The sequence below is a fragment of the Bacillus aquiflavi genome (assembly GCF_019915265.1).
In the GTDB taxonomy this organism is placed as follows: domain Bacteria; phylum Bacillota; class Bacilli; order Bacillales; family Cytobacillaceae; genus Bacillus_BT; species Bacillus_BT aquiflavi.
Genome location: NZ_CP082780.1, coordinates 2,286,349 through 2,306,956, shown reverse-complemented (window position 1 = coordinate 2,306,956; position 20,608 = coordinate 2,286,349). Strand labels below are relative to the sequence as shown.

At 35.3% G+C, this 20,608-nt stretch carries 22 protein-coding genes; 14 read left to right on the top strand and 8 right to left on the bottom strand.

Going from position 1 to position 20,608, the window contains the following annotated elements:
- The first annotated feature begins 127 nt into the window (after window positions 1-127).
- The 7 genes from K6959_RS11170 to K6959_RS11140 all read left to right on the top strand — a co-directional run bounded on the left by K6959_RS11170 (window position 128) and on the right by K6959_RS11140 (window position 8,048).
- Complete coding sequence (locus K6959_RS11170) at window positions 128-592, top strand: YaiI/YqxD family protein (protein WP_223088367.1); 465 nt, start codon at window positions 128-130, stop codon at window positions 590-592.
- Between the two features lie 43 nt (window positions 593-635).
- Complete coding sequence (gene dnaG, locus K6959_RS11165) at window positions 636-2,441, top strand: DNA primase (RefSeq protein WP_163239428.1); 1,806 nt, start codon at window positions 636-638, stop codon at window positions 2,439-2,441.
- 45 nt (window positions 2,442-2,486) lie between these two features.
- Window positions 2,487-3,611, top strand: a complete 1,125-nt coding sequence (gene rpoD / locus K6959_RS11160) for an RNA polymerase sigma factor RpoD (RefSeq protein WP_163239426.1) — start codon at window positions 2,487-2,489, stop codon at window positions 3,609-3,611.
- A 512-nt stretch (window positions 3,612-4,123) separates the two neighbouring features.
- Window positions 4,124-5,266, top strand: coding sequence for an acyl-CoA dehydrogenase (locus tag K6959_RS11155; RefSeq protein WP_163239424.1), 1,143 nt, complete (start codon window positions 4,124-4,126; stop codon window positions 5,264-5,266).
- Window positions 5,267-5,577: 311 nt separating this feature from the next.
- The gene (gene cccA / locus K6959_RS11150) at window positions 5,578-5,943 is read left to right on the top strand and encodes a cytochrome c550 (protein WP_163239422.1); all 366 of its coding nucleotides are present in this window, start codon (window positions 5,578-5,580) and stop codon (window positions 5,941-5,943) included.
- A 276-nt stretch (window positions 5,944-6,219) separates the two neighbouring features.
- Window positions 6,220-6,933, top strand: a complete 714-nt coding sequence (locus tag K6959_RS11145; protein WP_223086521.1) for a tRNA (adenine(22)-N(1))-methyltransferase — start codon at window positions 6,220-6,222, stop codon at window positions 6,931-6,933.
- Entirely contained in the window at window positions 6,930-8,048 is a 1,119-nt protein-coding gene (locus K6959_RS11140) for a Nif3-like dinuclear metal center hexameric protein (RefSeq protein ID WP_163239418.1), read from the top strand. The genes K6959_RS11145 and K6959_RS11140 overlap by 4 nt, the downstream gene beginning before the upstream one ends.
- Window positions 8,049-8,355: 307 nt before the next feature.
- Here the strand turns inward: K6959_RS11140 and K6959_RS11135 are convergent, their stop codons facing one another.
- Together K6959_RS11135 and vrrA are read right to left on the bottom strand one after the other, a co-directional pair.
- Window positions 8,356-9,297 (bottom strand): 4-hydroxy-3-methylbut-2-enyl diphosphate reductase, encoded by a 942-nt coding sequence (locus K6959_RS11135; protein ID WP_163239416.1) that lies wholly within the window; start codon window positions 9,295-9,297, stop codon window positions 8,356-8,358.
- A 260-nt stretch (window positions 9,298-9,557) separates the two neighbouring features.
- The gene (gene vrrA / locus K6959_RS11130; protein ID WP_163239414.1) at window positions 9,558-10,169 is read right to left on the bottom strand and encodes a VrrA/YqfQ family protein; all 612 of its coding nucleotides are present in this window, start codon (window positions 10,167-10,169) and stop codon (window positions 9,558-9,560) included.
- 199 nt (window positions 10,170-10,368) lie between these two features.
- Here vrrA and K6959_RS11125 point away from each other — a divergent pair, with 199 nt between their 5' ends.
- The gene (locus K6959_RS11125; protein ID WP_163239412.1) at window positions 10,369-11,685 is read left to right on the top strand and encodes a DEAD/DEAH box helicase; all 1,317 of its coding nucleotides are present in this window, start codon (window positions 10,369-10,371) and stop codon (window positions 11,683-11,685) included.
- A gap of 24 nt (window positions 11,686-11,709) precedes the next feature.
- On the top strand, window positions 11,710-12,603 hold the full coding sequence (locus K6959_RS11120) for a deoxyribonuclease IV (RefSeq protein ID WP_163239410.1): 894 nt from the start codon (window positions 11,710-11,712) through the stop codon (window positions 12,601-12,603).
- A gap of 64 nt (window positions 12,604-12,667) precedes the next feature.
- Here K6959_RS11120 and K6959_RS11115 read toward each other — a convergent pair whose 3' ends face one another.
- A complete protein-coding gene (locus K6959_RS11115; protein WP_163239408.1) occupies window positions 12,668-12,928 on the bottom strand; it encodes a DUF2624 domain-containing protein in 261 nt (86 codons plus the stop codon).
- A gap of 177 nt (window positions 12,929-13,105) precedes the next feature.
- Here K6959_RS11115 and K6959_RS11110 point away from each other — a divergent pair, with 177 nt between their 5' ends.
- From K6959_RS11110 to K6959_RS11100, 3 genes are read left to right on the top strand one after another with little or no spacing between them, the layout of a single operon-like run.
- Entirely contained in the window at window positions 13,106-13,891 is a 786-nt protein-coding gene (locus K6959_RS11110) for a metal ABC transporter ATP-binding protein (protein ID WP_223086520.1), read from the top strand.
- Window positions 13,888-14,727 carry a metal ABC transporter permease gene (locus tag K6959_RS11105; RefSeq protein ID WP_223086518.1) on the top strand — a complete coding sequence of 280 codons (840 nt, stop codon included), beginning with the start codon at window positions 13,888-13,890 and terminating at the stop codon, window positions 14,725-14,727. The genes K6959_RS11110 and K6959_RS11105 overlap by 4 nt, the downstream gene beginning before the upstream one ends.
- A 21-nt stretch (window positions 14,728-14,748) precedes the next feature.
- Window positions 14,749-15,162, top strand: coding sequence for a Fur family transcriptional regulator (locus K6959_RS11100; protein WP_163239402.1), 414 nt, complete (start codon window positions 14,749-14,751; stop codon window positions 15,160-15,162).
- Between the two features lie 70 nt (window positions 15,163-15,232).
- Here K6959_RS11100 and K6959_RS11095 read toward each other — a convergent pair whose 3' ends face one another.
- Together K6959_RS11095 and K6959_RS11090 are read right to left on the bottom strand one after the other, a co-directional pair.
- Window positions 15,233-15,322, bottom strand: coding sequence for a YjcZ family sporulation protein (locus K6959_RS11095; RefSeq protein ID WP_163239400.1), 90 nt, complete (start codon window positions 15,320-15,322; stop codon window positions 15,233-15,235).
- 171 nt (window positions 15,323-15,493) lie between these two features.
- A complete protein-coding gene (locus tag K6959_RS11090; RefSeq protein WP_163239398.1) occupies window positions 15,494-16,057 on the bottom strand; it encodes a hypothetical protein in 564 nt (187 codons plus the stop codon).
- 180 nt (window positions 16,058-16,237) lie between these two features.
- Between K6959_RS11090 and K6959_RS11085 the strand changes: the two genes are divergently transcribed.
- Window positions 16,238-16,645 carry a DUF4190 domain-containing protein gene (locus tag K6959_RS11085; RefSeq protein WP_163239396.1) on the top strand — a complete coding sequence of 136 codons (408 nt, stop codon included), beginning with the start codon at window positions 16,238-16,240 and terminating at the stop codon, window positions 16,643-16,645.
- A gap of 137 nt (window positions 16,646-16,782) precedes the next feature.
- Here the strand turns inward: K6959_RS11085 and ispG are convergent, their stop codons facing one another.
- Both ispG and K6959_RS11075 read right to left on the bottom strand, forming a co-directional pair.
- The gene (gene ispG, locus K6959_RS11080) at window positions 16,783-17,865 is read right to left on the bottom strand and encodes a flavodoxin-dependent (E)-4-hydroxy-3-methylbut-2-enyl-diphosphate synthase (RefSeq protein ID WP_223088365.1); all 1,083 of its coding nucleotides are present in this window, start codon (window positions 17,863-17,865) and stop codon (window positions 16,783-16,785) included.
- Between the two features lie 115 nt (window positions 17,866-17,980).
- Window positions 17,981-18,295, bottom strand: coding sequence for a hypothetical protein (locus K6959_RS11075; protein ID WP_163239392.1), 315 nt, complete (start codon window positions 18,293-18,295; stop codon window positions 17,981-17,983).
- A 104-nt stretch (window positions 18,296-18,399) separates the two neighbouring features.
- Between K6959_RS11075 and K6959_RS11070 the strand changes: the two genes are divergently transcribed.
- On the top strand, window positions 18,400-19,617 hold the full coding sequence (locus K6959_RS11070) for an MFS transporter (protein ID WP_223086516.1): 1,218 nt from the start codon (window positions 18,400-18,402) through the stop codon (window positions 19,615-19,617).
- A 160-nt stretch (window positions 19,618-19,777) separates the two neighbouring features.
- Here the strand turns inward: K6959_RS11070 and K6959_RS11065 are convergent, their stop codons facing one another.
- Entirely contained in the window at window positions 19,778-20,542 is a 765-nt protein-coding gene (locus K6959_RS11065) for a DUF1189 domain-containing protein (RefSeq protein WP_223086514.1), read from the bottom strand.
- Window positions 20,543-20,608 lie beyond the last annotated feature (66 nt).

The following is a 20,608-nucleotide window of genomic DNA, read 5'->3' as shown; positions in this document are numbered from 1 at the left end:
AGTTCGTTCTGAACGAATAAACTATTTATAGTCAGATGTCAAGGAAGATGGGGAAATTTTTTTCGACAATTTTTCGATAGTAAAGTTCATTCCTGCAAAGAAGGAATACATGGAGTGATGTAGAATTATAAATGAACATGACATTCCGACTTTATTTGTTGATGCAGATGCTTGTCCAGTTAAAGCGGAAATTGTCGAAATTGGGAAATTATTTACAGTTGAAATCATCTTCGTAGCATCATATGCCCACATGATAAATGATACATTTACACAAAATTGGGTGTATGTAGACAATAGAAAAGAGGAAGTTGATCTATATATTTTAAATCATGTTAGTCATGGTGATATTGTCGTAACACACGATATTGGTCTTGCATCTTCTCTTCTTGTGAAAGAAGTTCATGTGCTATCCCCAAGGGGAATGTTATTTGAGGAAAAATTCATCTCTACAGCGCTACATATGCGTTATTTAGCTGCTAAGGCACGACGAAATGGTATTTATGGTAAAGGCCCAAAACGTTTTAATTTACAAGATAGAAAAAGATTTAAAGAACAATTAATAAAAATTTTGTCGGAAAAAGAAGGATTTTAATTTTTTTTAGCGAATATGTGAATTGTTAAATGGAGTTGTTTTCATGACAGAGCGGATTTCTGAAGAAAAATTAAGTGAAATTCGTCACTCAGTTGATATTGTCGATGTTATAGGTGAACATGTCCAACTAAAAAAGCAGGGTCGAAACTATTTTGGATTATGTCCTTTCCATGGGGAAAACACACCGTCATTCTCCGTTTCACCAGATAAACAAATTTTTCACTGTTTTGGATGCGGTGCAGGTGGGGATGTTTTTTCTTTTTTAATGGATATTGAAGGAATAACTTTTATTGAAGCTGTTCAAAAGCTTGCAAGTAAGGGAAACATTGATCTACCAACAATTTCTTCCTCCTTAAAGAAGGAAAGTGCTGTCTCAAAAGAAACAAAGCGAATGATCGAGGTTCATGAGCTATTGCGTAAATTTTACCATCATCTTCTTGTCAATACAAAAGATGGTCAACATGCTTTTGAATATTTACATGAAAGAGGATTTACAAAAGAATCACTTGAAAAGTTTCAAATTGGCTATGCTTTAGATTCATGGGATTTTATGACGAATTTTTTAACTAGACGAGGTTATTCTGTTTCTTTTTTGGAAAAAACCGGATTGATCATTAAAAGGGAAAAAACACAATCATATTTTGATCGTTTTCGAAATCGAATTATGTTTCCAATTATTGATCATAAAGGAAATACGATTGCTTTTTCGGGGAGGTCGCTGGGGACAGAAGAACCTAAATATTTAAACAGCCCTGAGACGGCAATCTTTAATAAGAGTAAAATTTTATACAATTTCCATTTAGCAAGGCAATCAATCCGTAAAACCGAGCAAGTTGTGTTGTTTGAAGGTTTTGCAGATGTAATCTCAGCATATAGTTCTGATGTTTTAAACGGAGTTGCGACGATGGGAACTTCTTTAACAGAAGCCCATGTAGCAACGATACGACGAAACAGCAACTTTGTAACAATATGTTATGACTCTGATCAAGCAGGAGTCGAAGCGGCATATCGAGCTGCCACCATGTTAGAAGAAGCTGGCTGTAATGTAAAAATAGCAATGCTGCCTGAAGGTTATGACCCTGATGACTACATTAAACAATACGGTAAAGATAAATTTCGAAACGATGTAATAGGGGCAAGTTTGACGGTTATGTCCTTTAAACTGCAATACTATCGGCGTGGAAAAAACCTTCAGAATGAAGGAGATCAGCTTCTTTATATAGAAGAGGTATTAAAAGAAATTAGTATGCTCGATAAGGCTGTTGAGAGGGATCATTATTTACGGCAGCTAGCGACTGAGTTTTCCCTTTCTTTAGAGGCATTAAAACAACAGCAGAGGCAAATATATTTTGCAAGAAAAAGAAACGGTGAAAAACAGAAAACATTACAAAAAGACATGTTTTTGAGCAGTCACCTAAATCAATTAAAACCTGCTTACCATACAGCAGAAAGGCATTTAATTGCCCATATGCTTCGAAGCATCGACTTAGCATATAAAGTACAACAACTACTTCAAGGCAATACTTTTAACATCGATGAACACCAAGCAATTTTCACATATTTACTCGGATTTTATGAAGAAGGACATGATCCGAATCCAAGTGCATTTATAACTTTTCTACAAGATGGTAAACTAAAAAGAATTGTTGCTAATATCGAAATGATGTCGATTAGTGATGAATTATCTGAGCAAGAATTATCAGATTATATTAAACAGGTGTTGAATTATCAAAAGATGTTAAAGATAAGAGAAAAAGAAGTAGAAGAAAAGGAAGCAGAACGTCAGAAAGATTTTTTAAAAGCTGCAACGATTGCGATGGAAATTATCCAATTAAGGAAATCACTATAAATAGTGGCAAGTTTTACTGTAATGATTTTGGAAGGAGGAGGACAAATGGCTGAAAAATCAGCGCATTCAAAAGAAATTGATTCTGAATTAACTTTTGAACAAGTGAAGGATCAATTGACTGAACTGGGAAAAAAGCGCGGTGACCTTGCTTATGAGGTAATTGCCGATCGTTTGTCCAATTTTGAACTCGATTCTCATCAAATTGATGAGTTTTATGAACACTTAAGTGATCAAGGTATTGAACTTACCGGAGATAATGAAGAGAGTGATCCGAATCACCAAGAGCTGTCGAAAGAGGAAGAAGAATTTGATTTAAATGATTTAAGTGTCCCCCCAGGTGTGAAAATAAACGATCCAGTACGAATGTATTTGAAAGAAATCGGTCGAGTGGATCTATTATCTGCTGAAGAAGAGGTCGAGCTTGCAAAACGAATTGAACAGGGTGACGAAGAAGCAAAGCGTCGTCTTGCTGAAGCAAACCTTCGTCTTGTCGTAAGTATTGCTAAGAGATATGTTGGACGCGGTATGCTTTTCTTAGATTTGATCCAAGAAGGCAATATGGGTTTAATTAAAGCTGTCGAAAAATTCGATTATGAAAAGGGATATAAGTTTAGTACGTATGCAACTTGGTGGATACGTCAAGCGATCACTCGTGCAATTGCTGATCAGGCAAGAACGATTCGTATTCCTGTTCATATGGTTGAAACGATAAACAAGCTTATTCGTGTACAGCGCCAATTATTGCAAGATCTTGGTCGTGAACCTACACCAGAAGAAATTGCTGAAGATATGGATTTAACTCCAGAAAAAGTTCGTGAAATTTTAAAAATCGCTCAAGAGCCAGTATCATTAGAAACTCCGATTGGAGAAGAAGATGATTCTCACCTAGGTGATTTTATTGAGGATCAAGATGCAACTTCTCCTTCAGATCATGCGGCCTACGAGTTATTAAAAGAACAGCTTGAAGATGTTCTCGATACTTTAACAGATCGAGAAGAAAATGTTCTCCGGCTACGCTTCGGCCTTGATGATGGACGTACTCGTACTTTAGAAGAAGTCGGTAAAGTATTTGGTGTTACTCGTGAACGAATACGGCAAATCGAGGCAAAAGCGTTGCGTAAATTAAGACATCCAAGCCGGAGTAAACGGTTAAAGGATTTTTTAGAATAAGTATTGATTGAACCAATCTAGCTCGAATTTTTTTCTTGACGCTTATAAGGTTCCATTTCCCCAAACGAATCAGATGTTTGTCAGTCGGGCGAATATTGTTTTATTAGCTTCAACAAAAAATGCGAGTGTGTTTGCTCACATCTAAGTTTACTTCTTACATATAGAAGTAAACTTTTTTTATCCTTTAATACCGCTATATACCAATTCTCCTACTTATTACTTTTACTGTTTTTATTTATTTTACTGAATAACTCTGTAGTTTGCAAATAGGTTATTGTACTCTTTTTTATTTTTGTAAAAAAGAATTGAGGTTAATGTTAACTAAATCAATAGATATCTCCATTCTTTTATATTAATAATAACTTAAATTGCCTATATTCTCAACTTATGGATTATATTATATTTGTATAATATGATATATTTAAAAATTTTTAAATGTTGAGAAAATTGTCCATTCCCACGTATAATTAATGATGGAAACGTATTCAAAAAAATTTGCTAGGGGGATGAAGATGAATTTTGATTTAACATCAGAACAAGAAATGATTAAAAGAACAATTCGAGAATTTGCTGAAGAGGAAGTCGCTCCTGGAGCTTTAGAAAGGGATAAGACAAAACAATTCCCTAAAGAAATATTTAAAAAATTAGCTGAAATGGGTATTATGGGTTTACCTTTTTCTGAAGAATATGGAGGAGGCGGTGCTGATACGGTAAGCTTTGCTATCGTAACTGAAGAATTAAGCCGTGCTTGTGGATCAACAGGAATTACGTACTCTGCCCATATTTCTCTTGGTGGTGCCCCCATCCATTTATTCGGAACAAAAGAGCAGAAGGAAAAATATCTTGTTCCAATTTGTACTGGTGAATCTTTCGGTGCTTTTGGGTTAACTGAGCCGAATGCAGGTTCAGATGCTGGGGGGACAAGAACGACCGCCGTTGAAAATGACGATGAGTTTATAATTAATGGAAATAAATGTTTTATAACGAATGCAAGCTATGCAAAGTTTGTTTCTTTAACGGCTGTGACAAATGAAAGGGATGGTCGCAAGGAAATAAGCGCTATAATTGTCCCAACAGATACCGAAGGTTTTACAGTCATTGATAATTATGAAAAAATGGGTTTACATTCATCAAATACAACTGAGCTTGTTTTAGAAGATGTTCATGTTCCAACAGAAAACTTACTTGGCAAGCGAGGTGAAGGCTTCAAACAATTTCTCGTAACACTTGATGGCGGAAGAATTGGAATCGGTGCAATGGCTGTAGGAATAGCACAGGCAGCGTATGAGAAAGCTCTCCAATATGCGAAAGAGCGAAAACAGTTTGGGAGATCGTTGTCTCACTTCCAAGCAATCCAATTTAAGCTTGCCGATATGGCAATGAAAATTGAACTTGCTCGGAATATGGTCTATAAGGCAGCATGGTTAAAAGATCAAGGCAGGCCGTTTTCAAAAGAGGCTGCAATGTGTAAATTATACGCATCTGAGATTTGTATGGAAGTAACTGATCAAGCTGTGCAAATTCATGGCGGATACGGATATATGAAAGATTATCATGTTGAGCGGTATATGCGTGATGGAAAGCTCTTAGAAATTGGCGAAGGTACTTCAGAAGTTCAGCGACTCGTTATTGCAAGACAAATTGGCTGTAAGTAAAAAGTGGGTAAAAATATTTTATTGTGATAGAATATATATGACCTTGAGAAGATTCTTTAGAATCTTCTCAGATTGTAGACAAAAGTTACCTAAATCACTGCACCTTTTGTCTACAATCTGAGATTTTTTATATACAAACGAAGTTTTATTTATAATTAAAGGAATCAGTCCATCAATTTATGTCTAATTTGTGAATTTCACATTACAAGTTTAGCAATAGGGCTTTTCCTACAACCTATTTTCAAGTACAATAGTAGTTGTTTGTATACATTATTAATTGATATATTTTATACATAAAGGGAGGTTAAATCATGAATCGCAACCCAGTTATTCCATACGTATGGATCATGGTTTTAGGAATTGGACTTATGATTGGACTAGGTTTTAAAGGTTTAGGAGACGCTGAGCAGCTTGCCAAGGAATTAGAAGGCGGTGAAGAAGCTGAGAAAACAGAAGAGGTAGCTGATGCAGGACCAGAAGATATCTACTCAGCAAAATGTCTTTCATGTCATGGAGATCAAAAGCAAGGCGGAGTTGGTCCTGCTTTAACAAACATATCTCTGTCTGAAGAGGAAGTTGCAGATGTTCTGACAAATGGAAGAGGAACAATGCCAGGTGGTTTAGTACCACCCGAGCAAGTTGATGCAATGGCAAAATGGTTACTTGGGCAAGAATAATTTAATGTCTAACATGAAAGTGTGAAAACTGTAAACAGTGAAATTTCACTACTTGTTATTGTTTTGGGCAGTACGATTCCCCACCATAAGAATAAAGGTGAGGGTCTTTACTGCCCTTTAAACAAGATAAATAGAAAAGTCCTTTGCTTTTGTAGAGGACTTTTTTTAATCTAAAAGTAGCAAGAATTCCATATTCTTTTTTTATGCTCGACGCCCCTGTATGAAAAGTGTAATTCATTTTTTTAAAAAAATTGTGATGTAGCGTGGTGATCATAATTGAATACAGAAAAACTTTCAGCTAGATTAGCAGCAGTTGCTAAATATATTCCTAAAGGCGCAAGATTGGCTGATATCGGATCTGATCATGCTTATCTTCCTTGCTACGCTGTTAAAGAGGAAATCGTACCATTTGCTATCGCAGGCGAAATTGCTGATGGTCCTTTTTTAAGCGCAAAGAAACAAGTAGAAAATGAAGGCTTAACGCAAAAAATTTCTGTCAGAAAAGGCGATGGATTAGCTGTAATTGAAAGAGGGGAGGTCGACTGTATTACAATTGCCGGAATGGGTGGTACATTAATTATAAATATTCTTGATCATAATAAAGAAAAATTACAGGAAGTTCAGCGAGTCATTTTACAGCCAAATATCGGGGCACGTTATATTCGTAAATGGTTCCTTGAGAATGGCTGGGAGCTCATCACTGAAGAAATTTTACAAGAAGACGGAAAAGTATACGAAATTTTAATAGGAGAAAAAGGGAATCCGTATAAACCATATGAACAAATGCTCGATTCTGGATTGTTACTCGGTCCATTTTTACAAGTTGAAAAAAATGAAGCATTTAAACAAAAATGGACAAATGAATTGATAACTTGGAGAAATGTATTAGCACAGTTAGACAAGGCAACAACCGAAACAGATGAGTTATTACAAAAAAAACAACAGCTTCATCATTATATTAAATTGGCAGAGGAGGCGTTAAACAAATGAAGAAAGTGAATGGACATGAAGTGATTCAGCTATTTGAACAATTCTCACCAAAAAAGTACGCAATGGACGGTGATAAAATTGGACTGCAAATTGGCCGTCTCAACCAACAAGTTGAACGAGTGATGATTGCATTAGATGTGTTGGAGGAAGTAGTGGATGAGGCGATAGAAAAAAATGTTCAGCTGATTATTGCACATCATCCGCTCATATATCGTCCTTTACAAAAAATCACTTTCGATTCAAGTTATGGAAAAATAATTGAAAAACTAATAAAAAATGATATTGCTGTTTATACTGCGCACACTAACCTTGATGTGGCAAAAGGCGGCGTTAATGATATGTTAGCTAATGCTCTCGGCCTAAAAAATATTGACCTGCTTGTTCCCACATATGAAAATGTGTTAAAAAAGCTAGTCGTGTTTGTCCCTGAACAAAATGCTGCTGAAGTGCGGCAAGCATTAGGAAAAGCAGGCGCAGGGGCGATTGGCAATTATAGTAATTGCTCATTCTCGTTACTTGGAACAGGCACTTTTTTACCGGGGGAAAATACAAATCCTCATATAGGAGTCCGCGGACAATTAGAAACAGTTCAAGAAGAAAGAATCGAAACAATTTATCCAGAGCATTTGGAAAAGAGAGTATTGGCCGCTTTATTAAAAGCACATCCGTATGAAGAAGTAGCCTATGATATATATCACCTTGAAAATAAAGGAGAGCAACTTGGTCTAGGTAGAATAGGATCATTAGAGAGCGAACTGTCTTTAAAAGAGTTTTGTGAACATGTGAAGACCGCGTTTGCCGTTTCTAAAGTACGTGTTGTCGGTAATTTAACCGCAAAAGTAAAAAAAGTAGCTGTTCTGGGCGGAGACGGGAATAAGTATTACTCACATGCGAAGTTTAAAGGTGCAGACGTCTATGTAACAGGCGACATGTATTATCATACTGCTCATGATGCTTTAATGGACGGATTGAATATTGTTGATCCAGGACATAATGTTGAGAAGGTAATGAAGCAAGGAGTAACAGAAGTACTTTTAAAGCTTTGTAAAGAAAAAGGGTATGATGTTACAATATTCCCATCGGAAATCGATACCGATCCATTTCAAACAGTGTAGCTTGCTTTTCGTGTAAAAATAACGATCGAATGTTAAACTATTGACACGCACGCTCGGATTGTTCGCTGGAAGGGGCTGTCCAAAAAGGACCAACACAATAAATTGGAAAGTCAAGCATGTTGGTATACAGCATGCTTGACGATAAAATGGGACATCCAATAGCCAAAAGTCGACTTATCGGCCCCCTTACTTTATGTTGCGAACTATGTCTGACAAGTGTTTTCAACGTCGTCTTTCAAAATATTTGCAGCAAAAGTTAACTTTGTTTACAAGCTATCATCCGATCTGAATCATGCTCGGATTTTTATTATGCTCTTTTAACTTTTGGCAGTATTTTGTTTAGTGGTACTTTTCGTTCACGAATCCATGTTGATTTATCATGTTCATTAAAATTTTCTAAAAAATGAATAACTTCTTTTGTAATTGGAGTTGGTGTTGATGCTCCAGCCGTTACAGCAACTGTTTCAATGCCTTTAAGCCATTCAATCTTAATTTCAGTTACGTCTGCAACACGATAAGCTTTTGTACCAGCTATTTCTTCAGAAACTTGGGCTAGGCGGTTAGAGTTATTGCTTTTCGGATCACCTACAACAATAAGTAAATCGGCATTTTCCGCTTGTTCAGCAACCGCTTCTTGGCGGACTTGAGTTGCTAGGCAAATTTCATTATGAACTTCAACATGGGGAAATTTCTCTTTTACTTTGTCCATAATATGAGAAACATCCCATTGACTCATTGTTGTTTGATTTGTAACAATCAGTTTATTGTTGTTTATTGAGAGCTCATCCACATCTTTAATTGTTTCGATTAGGTGTACATGGTTAGGAGCTACCCCAACAGCACCTTCAGGTTCTGGATGTCCTTTTTTTCCAATATACAGAATTTCATATCCTTGTCCAGCCTTTTCGAGGATCAAATCGTGTGTTTTTGTTACATCAGGACATGTTGCATCAATTGAGACGAGTCCTTTTTTCTTTGCAAGTTCTTTAACCTCAGGAGAAACGCCATGCGCAGTGAAAATAACCGTTCCACCCTTCACTTTTTCAATGATTTCTCTTCTGTTTTTACCATCAAGAGTGATAATACCATCTTCAGAAAAAGCATCGGTAACATGCTTATTATGGACAATCATTCCTAATATATAGATGGGTCTTGGCAATGACTTATCTAATGCTGCATTGCGGGCAATGACCATTGCATCAACGACACCGTAACAATAGCCTCGCGGTGATATTTTAATGACATTCATAATAGGCCTCCCAAAATAACAGAGCTAACTGCTCTAGAGACTGTTGACAAACGAACCTATGAACGAATGTTTTGCTCGTTTCTATCTTATGTTGCTCGCCATATTTATTTAAATATTGACATTGTCTACAATCCCAGAGTCTACTGCTCTTCTCTATAATTAACATTATATAAGACTTCCTATCATAATACAAAACCCAATCCCCATCTTGAAAATAGTAAAAGTAAATGAAGCACAACTTTTGCTAAATAATATTTGCTTTATATATAAAGCTTTGGCATAGATATTCCTTTTTCAATTTCTTCTTTTTCTTCCGTTTCTATTTGTTTTGAATTCTTTATTGTATTATCTTTTTTTTCATCTTTACTTTCATCTTTACTTTCATCTTTTGTTTCGTCTGTACTTTCATCTTTCTTTTCTTCTTCGGATGCATCTGGGGCATCTTTTAAGCCGCGAAAGAGCTTCCACATGGCAGGTAAATTTTTTACAAGTGGTCCATATTGCTGAATCATTGGTCCGAGAGATTGAGCAGTCTTTAGAACTTGTTGAGTATTATTTAAGAAACCACTTATGGCACTAGGGTTGCTTAAAGATTGTAAAAATGAACCGCCGCCTCCGCCTGTGCCAGCTGTTCTGCCTACAGGATTCATTCCAGCAACACCACTTGTTTTTCCACCTCCACCTAAAAGTCTTGATAGTAAGCCCCCACCTTGTTTTGTTTGCTGTGGCCCCCTGAATAAGCCTCCAGCCTGCTGCATACCTCTTGGATTCATTTGTTGAGCTCCTCCAAAGAGCCCGCGACCCATTCTATTGTTCATAAATGAAGGCATTGCGCCTCTTCCGTGAAATGGCCCCCTCTGTATTGGCGGCATGACAATAACCCCTTTCTTAATGCTCTTTTTTATAACGTATGCATTAGACGAAATTTTGTTTAGGTGGGAGCGGAAAGAAGTAAATGATACGAAGGCAAAATAAGATAAGTGGAGATTTAATAAAATCTCGATTATAATAACAAGATAGATTTGTCCAGTACAATGTGGCGTTTAAAATTTATTGATAGAGGGAGCTAACATGAACGAAACTAAATTCGAACGGTATTCATTTAAACCATTTATTATAAAAGCAATTAAGGAGCTTGGTTTTTACGAACCGACACATATTCAAGAAAGGCTTATTCCAACTGTACTAAAGGGTGAGAGTGCAATCGGTCAATCGCAGACGGGAACTGGTAAAACACATTCATATATATTGCCGATTATTGAAAAGATTCATTTCAATCAAAGTCATGTTCAAGCGGTTATAACAGCTCCGACTCGTGAGCTTGCTAATCAAATTTATCAAGAAATATTAAAGATTGTGAAGCATTGTCCCGAAGGAGAAGAAATCACAGCTCGATGTTTTATAGGTGGGACAGATAAGCTGAAAGCAATTGAAAAACTAAAAACACAACCTCATATCGTTGTTGGGACGCCTGGGAGAATTAACGACCTTATTCAAGAGCAGGCGCTATTTGTTCATACAGCGCAAACACTCGTCATCGATGAAGCAGATCTTATGCTTGATATGGGGTTTGTTGAGTCTGTAGATAAAATTGCAGCAAGAATGCCAGAACAGCTTCAAATTCTTGTTTTTTCAGCAACAATTCCTGAAAAATTAAAACCATTTTTAAGGAAATATATGAAAAATCCAAAATACACTCATATTGAACCGAAAAAGATTACAGCTGAAAAAATTGATCATTATTTAATCCCGCTTCGTCACCGTGAGAAAATAAATCTCGTTTACGATATACTTAAGACGATGAACCCATATTTAGCGATCGTGTTTACAAATACGAAAAAAATGGCTGATCATGTTGCCGATCGTTTAATTGAAAAAGGGTTAAAAGTAGGGCGTATTCACGGTGATTTAACTCCCAGGGAACGAAAAAAAATGATGAAGCAAGTAAAGGATCTGCATTATCAATATATTGTAGCAACTGATTTAGCGGCACGGGGAATTGATATTGAAGGAGTTAGTCACATCATTAATTTCGAACTGCCATCTGATTTAGAATTTTATGTTCACCGTGTAGGACGAACAGCTCGAGCAGGCTTTTCAGGAATGGCTGTAACAATGTATGAAGCTTCAGATGAAGATACGTTAAATCAGCTTGAAAAAATGGGGATTATCTTTAAAAACATCGATATTCAAAATGGAGAATGGGTCGAAATAGATGATCGGAACAGACGCAAAAAACGGAAAAAACGACATAATGAGTTAGATGAACAAACAAGAAATTTAGTGAAAAAGCCTTCAAAAGTAAAGCCGGGATATAAAAAGAAAATGAAGGAAGAAATTGAGCGAATAAAGAAGCGACAAAGAAGATTAGCGAGAAAAAATAAATAGTTGTTTGAGGGAGAGATTTTCATCATGTTAAAAATAGGTTCTCACGTTTCAATGAGCGGCAAGAAAATGCTGCTTGGAGCTAGTGAAGAAGCAGTTTCATACGGAGCAAACACATTTATGATCTATACTGGGGCACCCCAAAATACACGAAGAAAAAAAATTGAGGATTTAAATATTGAAGCTGGTCATAAACATATGGAGGAAAATGGAATAAACGAAATTGTTGTTCATGCACCTTACATTATAAATATTGGAAATACAACAAATCCAGATACTTTTCAATTAGGGGTTGATTTCCTCCGTTCAGAAATTAGTAGAACAGAGGCACTTGGTGCTAAACAAATAGTTCTTCACCCAGGTGCACATGTCGGTGCTGGCACTGAAAAAGGCATTAAACAAATTATTGCTGGCTTAAATGAAGTGTTAACTGGAAAAGAAAAATTACAAATAGCGTTAGAGACAATGGCAGGAAAAGGATCTGAATGTGGCAAGAGCTTTGAAGAGCTTGCGATGATTATTGATGGTGTAAATTATAATGACAAGCTTTCTGTATGTTTCGATACATGCCATACTCATGATGCGGGGTACGATATTGTTAATGATTTTGACAATATTTTGAATGAATTTGATAAAATAATCGGATTGGAACGACTGAAAGTACTTCATATAAATGATAGTAAAAATGAACGTGGCATGAGAAAAGACCGTCACGAAAATATCGGATTCGGTCATATCGGATTTAAAGCGCTCAATTATATTGTTCATCATCCACAATTGACCGACATAATGAAAATTTTAGAAACGCCGTACGTAGGAGAAGATAAGAAAAATAAAAAACCTCCATATAAGCATGAGATTGAAATGCTAAGAAATAGAAGCTTTAATGAAAACTTACTTGACGACATTATGCACGCTTAAAAATATTCAAATGAAAAAAGCTGATTTGAAAGAATTTTTTTCAAGTCAGCTTACAAATTTTTTATTACTTTGAAAATTGGAGAAATAATTGATTGACCTCTTTTGCAGTTTTAGGCCCGACAACTTTGGCAATTTCCTTTATAAGTCTTGTTCTTTCCATATCATTAAAAATGTTTACTTTTGATTCTCTTAAGTATTCAACAATTAAATTAGCCTGTTGCTTATTAACCGCTATGTTAAATTGCTTTGCATACTTTAACAATTCATCTGCTGTAACTGTACTAATTTTATGATTGACAATGTTTTCAAAAATTTTCTTGTTCATCTTTTTTATCACTCCTCGATAACACTGTATGAACCTAAGGGTAAAATCGTGACTTGGTTGATTTTTTATTTATGAACAAAAAAGCAGGTGATCGTAATTTACTTTTAATCGTAATTGTAGTATAATTTCAAGGATAAATCGGAATGATTCTTAATTTTATAGAATGGGGTGATGTAAGTGGAATCAGCCCGGACGATTGTACAAGTTTGCGACCTATCTTATCGATACGAAAAAGATTATGTACTTGAAAAAATAAATCTTACGATTAACGAAGGCGATTTTCTTGGAATTGTTGGACCGAATGGCTCAGGAAAATCAACGTTAATTAAGCTTATACTCAACTTATTAAAACTACAAAAAGGAGAAATCTTTTTATTTGGAGAAAAGATAAATCGGTTTAAAGATTGGGGAAAAATTGGTTTTGTTTCTCAAAAAGCAAATTCCTTTAATTCAGGTTTTCCTGCGACCGTTTTTGAAGTAGTTGCAAGTGGATTGACAAAAAAACTTGGACTTTTTCACCGCTTAAAAAAAGCTGATCGACAAAAAGTGATGAATGCAATTAAAGCGGTGGCCATGGAGCCGTTTGTAAAGAGAAATATTGGAGAGCTTTCAGGTGGACAACAACAGCGCGTATTTATCGCACGAGCTTTTGTAAGTGAACCGTTGCTATTAATTTTAGATGAGCCAACTGTCGGAGTAGATGCAAAAAATGTCCATGCTTTTTATGAAATGCTTCAACACTTAAACAAAAATTTAGGAATTACATTGCTATTAGTTACTCATGATATTGGCACAATTACAGATAAAGTTACTCACGTAGCTTGTTTAAACAAACATTTGCATTTTCATGGAAATGCAGCTGAATTTGAAAAGCAAAGATCGGATGGACTTTCTGATTTTTATGGACATGACGTTCATATACTTACGCATGAGCATGATCATCTAGAAGGAGTACGGCAATGATTAGTAATATTTTACAGTATGAGTTTTTACAAAACGCATTTATTACAGGGATCATCATCGGTGTTATTGCACCATTATTAGGTGTTTTCATTGTCGTCAGACGGTTGTCATTAATTGCCGATGCTTTAAGTCATGTAACTTTGGCGGGAATCGCAGCTAGTCTTTTTCTAGAAAAACGTTTTATGATGTTTACTGGGGTGAATCCTTTATATATGGGAATGGCCTTTTCAGTTGCAGGTTCGCTATTAATTGAACGGTTACGAACGGTTTATAAACACTATCAAGAGTTAGCAATTCCGATTATTTTATCAGGTGGTATCGGATTAGGGGTCCTCTTCATTTCTCTTGCCGACGGATTTAACACAGATTTGTTTAGCTACTTATTTGGCAGTGTCAGTGCTGTCGGGAGAGCAGATCTCGGAATTATCATTGTAGTTAGCTTACTTGTCATAGCAACTGTTTTTCTTCTTTATAAAGAATTATTTTTATTATCTTTTGATGAAGAACATGCAAAAGCGTCGGGATTACATGCAAAAACGATTCATTTTATTTTTATCGTGTTAGTTGCTTTAGTTATTGCAGTTTTAATGCGAATTGTCGGAATTTTATTAGTCTCTTCATTAATGACTTTACCAGTAGCGGCAAGCATGAGATTGGCTAAGGGATTTAAACAAACGATTTTTTTTTCAATTTTATTCGGGGAAATCGCAGTAACCGGGGGACTATTACTTTCGTATTATTTAGATTTAGCACCTGGAGGTACAATTGTTTTATTATCTGTTTTTATTTTAATCCTTGCTATTTTAACGAGAAAATATGTAATGGTACTTAAATAATTGAACTTAGAGGTGAGGCTAATGAACGTCAACGAAGCTCTAATTCTTTTAAAGAAAAACGGTTTCAAACATACTGGAAAAAGAGAGGAAATGCTGCGCTTTTTTGAAAGACATAATAAGTATTTAACTGCAAAAGATGTTTTAGAATACATGAAAAAAGATTATCCAGGTTTAAGCTTCGATACAATTTATAGAAATTTATCATTGTTTGTTGATCTAAATATTTTTGAAATGACTGAACTATCTGGAGAAAAACATTTTCGTTTTACATGTTCACCTGACCAACATCATCATCACTTTATTTGCTTAGATTGTGGAAAAACAAAAGAAATCGAAACATGTCCAATGAATAGTTTGCAGGAAGATTTAAGCGGTTATGATGTATCAGGACATAAATTTGAAATATACGGAAAATGCCCGGAGTGTTTACATTAGACCCTGTGAATATTTAATCTCACAGGGTTTTTAGTCTAAAATAATTAAAGGAAGTGAGTATAGTTAGCTTTTAATAAACAAATGCTGTACCAACAATAATGAGTAAAATGAACAGAACAACAATTAATGCAAAGCTTGATCCTTTTCCACCACCTGACATAATACGATCACCTCCTTTTTTAAGACTAATACATTTTATGAAAATATAATTCAGACGATAGGGACAAACATTGAGAAATAATTAAATTAATATAAATGTCTATAAAAAAAGGGCTTTCTTAAAAAGTCATTAGAAATCACTTTTTTAAGAAAGCCGTTAAAAATTAATTTGCTATTGATTTAACCAATAATCAACCCATAAAGCTGCCTCTTCCCAATCGTTTACACGAATGACGCCGTTTGGAATCGGATCTTGATTATAAGGAGTATTGAATAAAATAACTGGTATTTTGCATTCTTCATGTATGATGACTGCGTTATCATGCTTATCTTCAAAAAAAATATCGACATTATATCGTTTCGCCGTTTCGACTTTATCATGGGAGCCGATTAATTCAATATGATTGTATGATAGCTGATTTTTTAAAAACCATTCCTTTGTTAATTGAATAAGATGGGATCCGCGTGCACTTATAAAATAAAGTTCATGGGATATTTCCCAATTTTTCAACACTTCTTTTGCTCCATTAGCAAGAGGAGAATTTGCATAAATAGTGGCTTCAACAGAGGAAAACCATTTTGCAAACTCCTCCTCTGATACATTGACCAACGGTGTAAAATCATATTGTTTAATATCATTAAGTGTGATGTTTAAATTAAATGCATTATTTAAATAAGGAACAAAGGTCGATGGACATGTAACCGTTCCATCAATATCGATCCCGAATCTCTTCATTTTTCTTTCATCCCCCTAAAATTAAATCAATAAAAAGTGTACCATACTTTCATATTTCCTTGTATGAAATATTATCCCTATAAGGGCAAAAGATAACGAAGTGGGCAAACATTAACATAGTGATTTTCAACACATTCGCAAACAATAATAAGGCTCCTACATTGAAAGCGAGGGATCGATATGACAGATGAAAACCGCAATAATGAAGGAGAAAGAGATCTCCGACAGTATAGCGATGATAGTCGCTATGGTCATGCAGATTATGTTGAAGAAACTTCCGCTGAATTCGCTGCACCCGTTTATGCAGATCGAGAACGTGATAATGACAATGATAGAACCAATGACGATTATAACAAAAAGAGCATAGACGATAACGATATAAATGACAATGCGGGAAGAGGCTGGGGATATACTGCATTAATTCTCTCAATCCTTTCTCTTTTCACTTTGCCTGTGCTATTCGGAGGGGCAGGGATTGTGTTAGGTTTTATGGCCCGTAGAAGAGGAGCAGAAACTCTTGGTGTTTGGGCAATCGGGATTGGGGCAGTATCGATTATTATTGGTATATTTATTATGCCGTTTTTCTAACTCTTTTCAAAACTTGGAGCACTTTGAAAAGAAAAAAAGGCTTGGCAAACTGCCAAGCCTTTAGATTGTTAATAAACATTTTTTTGACGCTTTGTTGTTTACTTACATTTAAGTTTTATTCATCAATCTTATTTATTTTATTTAAAGTATTCTTCCGCAATTTTATCGATTTCTAACTTTAGTTCGTCCACCATCGTCTCCTCTGGTACTTTTCGAACAATTTTTCCTTTGCGGAACAAAAGTCCCTCGCCGCGTGCACCAGCAATGCCAATATCGGCTTCGCGAGCTTCGCCAGGGCCGTTTACAGCACAGCCGAGAACTGCAACTTTAATTGGGGCTTTTATTGATTGAATGTATTCTTCAACCTCATTTGCAATACTAATTAAATCAATTTCAATTCGACCGCAAGTAGGACAGCAAGTAGGACAGGAGATAAGTGTCGCGGCATTTGATGCAAGACCGAATGATTTTAATAATTCTCTTGCTACTCTAACTTCTTCAACAGGGTCAGCACTTAAAGAGACACGCAACGTATTTCCGATACCTTTACTTAAAATCGCTCCTAATCCAGCAGCACTTTTAACTGTTCCTGCAAACAATGTTCCTGATTCAGTAATTCCAAGATGAAGCGGATAATCAAACGCTCTCGCTGCTTTTTCATATGCTTCAATCGCAAGCCTCACATCAGATGCTTTCATCGACACGATTATGTCATAAAAATCGAGATCTTCCAAAATTTTAATATGGTATAAAGCACTTTCAACCATGCCATCAGCGGTTGGATATCCGTATTTTTCAAGAATTCTTTTTTCTAGTGAGCCTGCATTTACGCCAATTCGAATTGGAATTCCTTTTGCTTTCGCTGCATTTACTACCGCTTCGACTTTTTCTCGTTTTCCAATATTGCCTGGATTAATTCTAATTTTATCTGCTCCGCCTTCGATGGCTTTTAATGCAAGCTTATAGTCAAAATGAATGTCAACTACGAGCGGAATGTTAATCTGCTTTTTAATGTCTGCAATAGCATTGGCAGCTCGTTCATCTGGACAAGCAACACGTATAATTTGGCATCCAGCATCTTCTAGACGTTTAATTTCTGCTACAGTCGCATCAACATCATGTGTTTTTGTCGTTGTCATACTTTGAATGATTAATTCATTACTGCCGCCGATTGTTAAATTCCCAACCTTAATTGGACGGGTTTTAGTACGATGTATTATTTCACTCAATCGTGATTCGCTCCTTTAAGAGGGATTCAATTTTAATAGCCAATTTTATTGTAGCAATGAACGAGCGGAATTGACAAGGATTGAGCATACTAAATATAAATGGTTATTAGTAGCTTGGAAACTTATATGTTCTTCCAATTTGAATATCTTCAGGTTCAATTCCATTATTTAATTGCTGAAAATCAGCAATCGCTTCACTTATAGAAACTGAAAGAGATTGATTAAGTTTAGTTTCAATAATAGATAAAACTGTATCACCTGGAGTAACTTTCTTTTCAAAGTAGGGAATTTCAGTTGACTGTTGCTGAGTTTTTGCTTCTAGTTTTTGTTCTTTTATAAAAGGAAGTGTGCCGTAGGTTATGTCAAAGTAAATAGAAAAAACAATTAAAATTCCAAGGGCAATGATTGCAAGCTGCTTCATTATTAACCCTCCTTCATTATCGAGCTGAGTGATTGCTAATTAATACATATGTTTGTCCCATAAAATAATAGAACTAGTTTTTTTTTCGAATGGAGAATGGAGATATGAAATATGAGAATAAACTGTCGTTTTATATTGGGTTATTACCGTTTATTATGGTTTTAGGAAATTCGATGTTAATCCCAATTTTGCCTGAAATAGAAAGAGAGCTAATGTTGACAACTGTACAAACAGGAATGATTTTAAGTATGTTTAGCATTCCGGCTGCTATTGTTTTTCCTTTTATCGGTTTTTTATCTGATTGGTTTGGGCGGAAAGAAATAATTTTAATTTGTTTATCACTTATTATTGTCGGCAGTATTTTTTCTGGATTAAGCGCCCTGCTTTTTAATGGACAAACAGCGTATTACAGTTTATTGACAGGGCGTGTTATCCAAGGGATTGGAGCAGGGGGAACTACACCATTGGCAATGGCGCTTGTTGGTGATTTATTTATAGGCAAAAACAGAAGTAAAGTTCTTGGTATTTTAGAGGTATTTAATGGCATTGGTAAAGTTATTGCTCCTATTTTGGGCGCATTTGCGGCAATTTGGTCATGGTATTTAGCGTTTTTTATTTTTCCAATAACTGCTGTTATCTCATATACAGGAATCCGAAATTACGTAGGAGATAGCAAAAGTGGAGAAAATGTAAGCGGAATACGTCACTATGTAATGAGTTTGGCAACAGTATTTAAAAATAAATGGATGAAATTATTCCCACTTTATTTAATTGGTGGTGTAGGTTTATTTATTTTATTTGGTATTTTATATTATCTTTCGTTTTACATTGAGGAGACATATCGAATAGATGGATTTTTTAAAGGCTTTGTTTTTTTGTTTCCGTTAAGCTCGTTGACATTTACTTCATTTTGGACGGGAAAATATTTAGAGGATTCGTTAAATAAAATGAACAAGCTCTTCTTTTTAGGGATAGGACTAATGACCGTATGTTTCCTATTATTAATTTTTCTTCACTCTTTTTCTTTGCTTCTTTTTTTATTAACAGTTGCTTTTTCAGGTCTTGGATTTATACTGCCGTGTATTAACATGATGATTACGTCTCTTGTCGATGATGGAGAACGGGGCTTTGTCGTTAGTCTGTACGGGACAGCACGCTTTCTTGGAGTTGCTTTAGGCCCTATTGTGTTTGGAATTTGGATGGATGACATACCGAAAATGTATTTGTATTCATTTTTAATTTTAGTAGCTAGTTGTGTTGTTTTTATTTTAACAGTGAAGGAAGTACGAATTATTTTATTGGAATTTTTACATTTGAAATAGTGCGAGAGCGTCTAAAAATAAGTATTTTTAGGCGCGCAATCTCCTGAAAGTGGCGAAAGATTAGAAAAAAATCGTAAAAATATAAAAACAGGTGGAGATAAACGGCTCGTTTTTTTCCACCTGTTTTATTTTAGGGCTTTTGGACAGCCCCTTGATGTTGTTAGTGATTTGTGATTGATTTCTTTCGTTTAGGGACTTCTTTAATAGCTAAATATAGAATAGTTGTCGAAACGAGCCAATTAATTAGAAAGCCGTTAGGAATAGGTGTTTTTAAAAATGTCATGATTGTAAAGAATGTTGTTGGAATTGTAATACTATATGCAGCCATTCGCCATGTATGACGATACTGAAGAGGACTTTCAGTCATATTTTTTAAAAGCAACCCAATGAGCGCTAAAATTGATACTTCAATAAATTTAATCCCGCTTGCAAAAAGAAAAATAATTAATACCAAAATAGAAATGACGATTGGCAACACGGAATCTAGGGAGGTTATGAATCCCTCTAAATCATCTTTTGAGATTGTTGTATTTGAAAACATTGAATAAGAAGTAGCTTGTATTTGTCCAGCTGTAATAAACAAAAATTCATTTTGTAAAAGCGCAATAGCATGATCAGTATTTTCTAATGTTTTTCTATCAATTGTACCTGTGCTGTCGAAAATAATCGTTATTTCATCGTCATTGATTGTAACAGGCGTTTTTTTATCTGAATAAAGCTTACCATTCTCAATCGTAAAAGGAGGTAATTCGTCTTTAATCGTGTTTGAGATGGCAGTAATCCCCTCGAAAATCGTTTTTCCAAAATAATAAGAGATCGGAGTAACAGATAGAAGGGTAAGCAAAAATACGTACAGAATAGTTTTACCGATTCCTTGGAAACGGAAAGCTGCAATATCTCTCGGAGAATAAAAAAAACTTAACAAATTGTTTAAAAACGTTCATTATGACACACCCTTAAAAAGATTCACTTCTATTGTAGCTTCTACGGA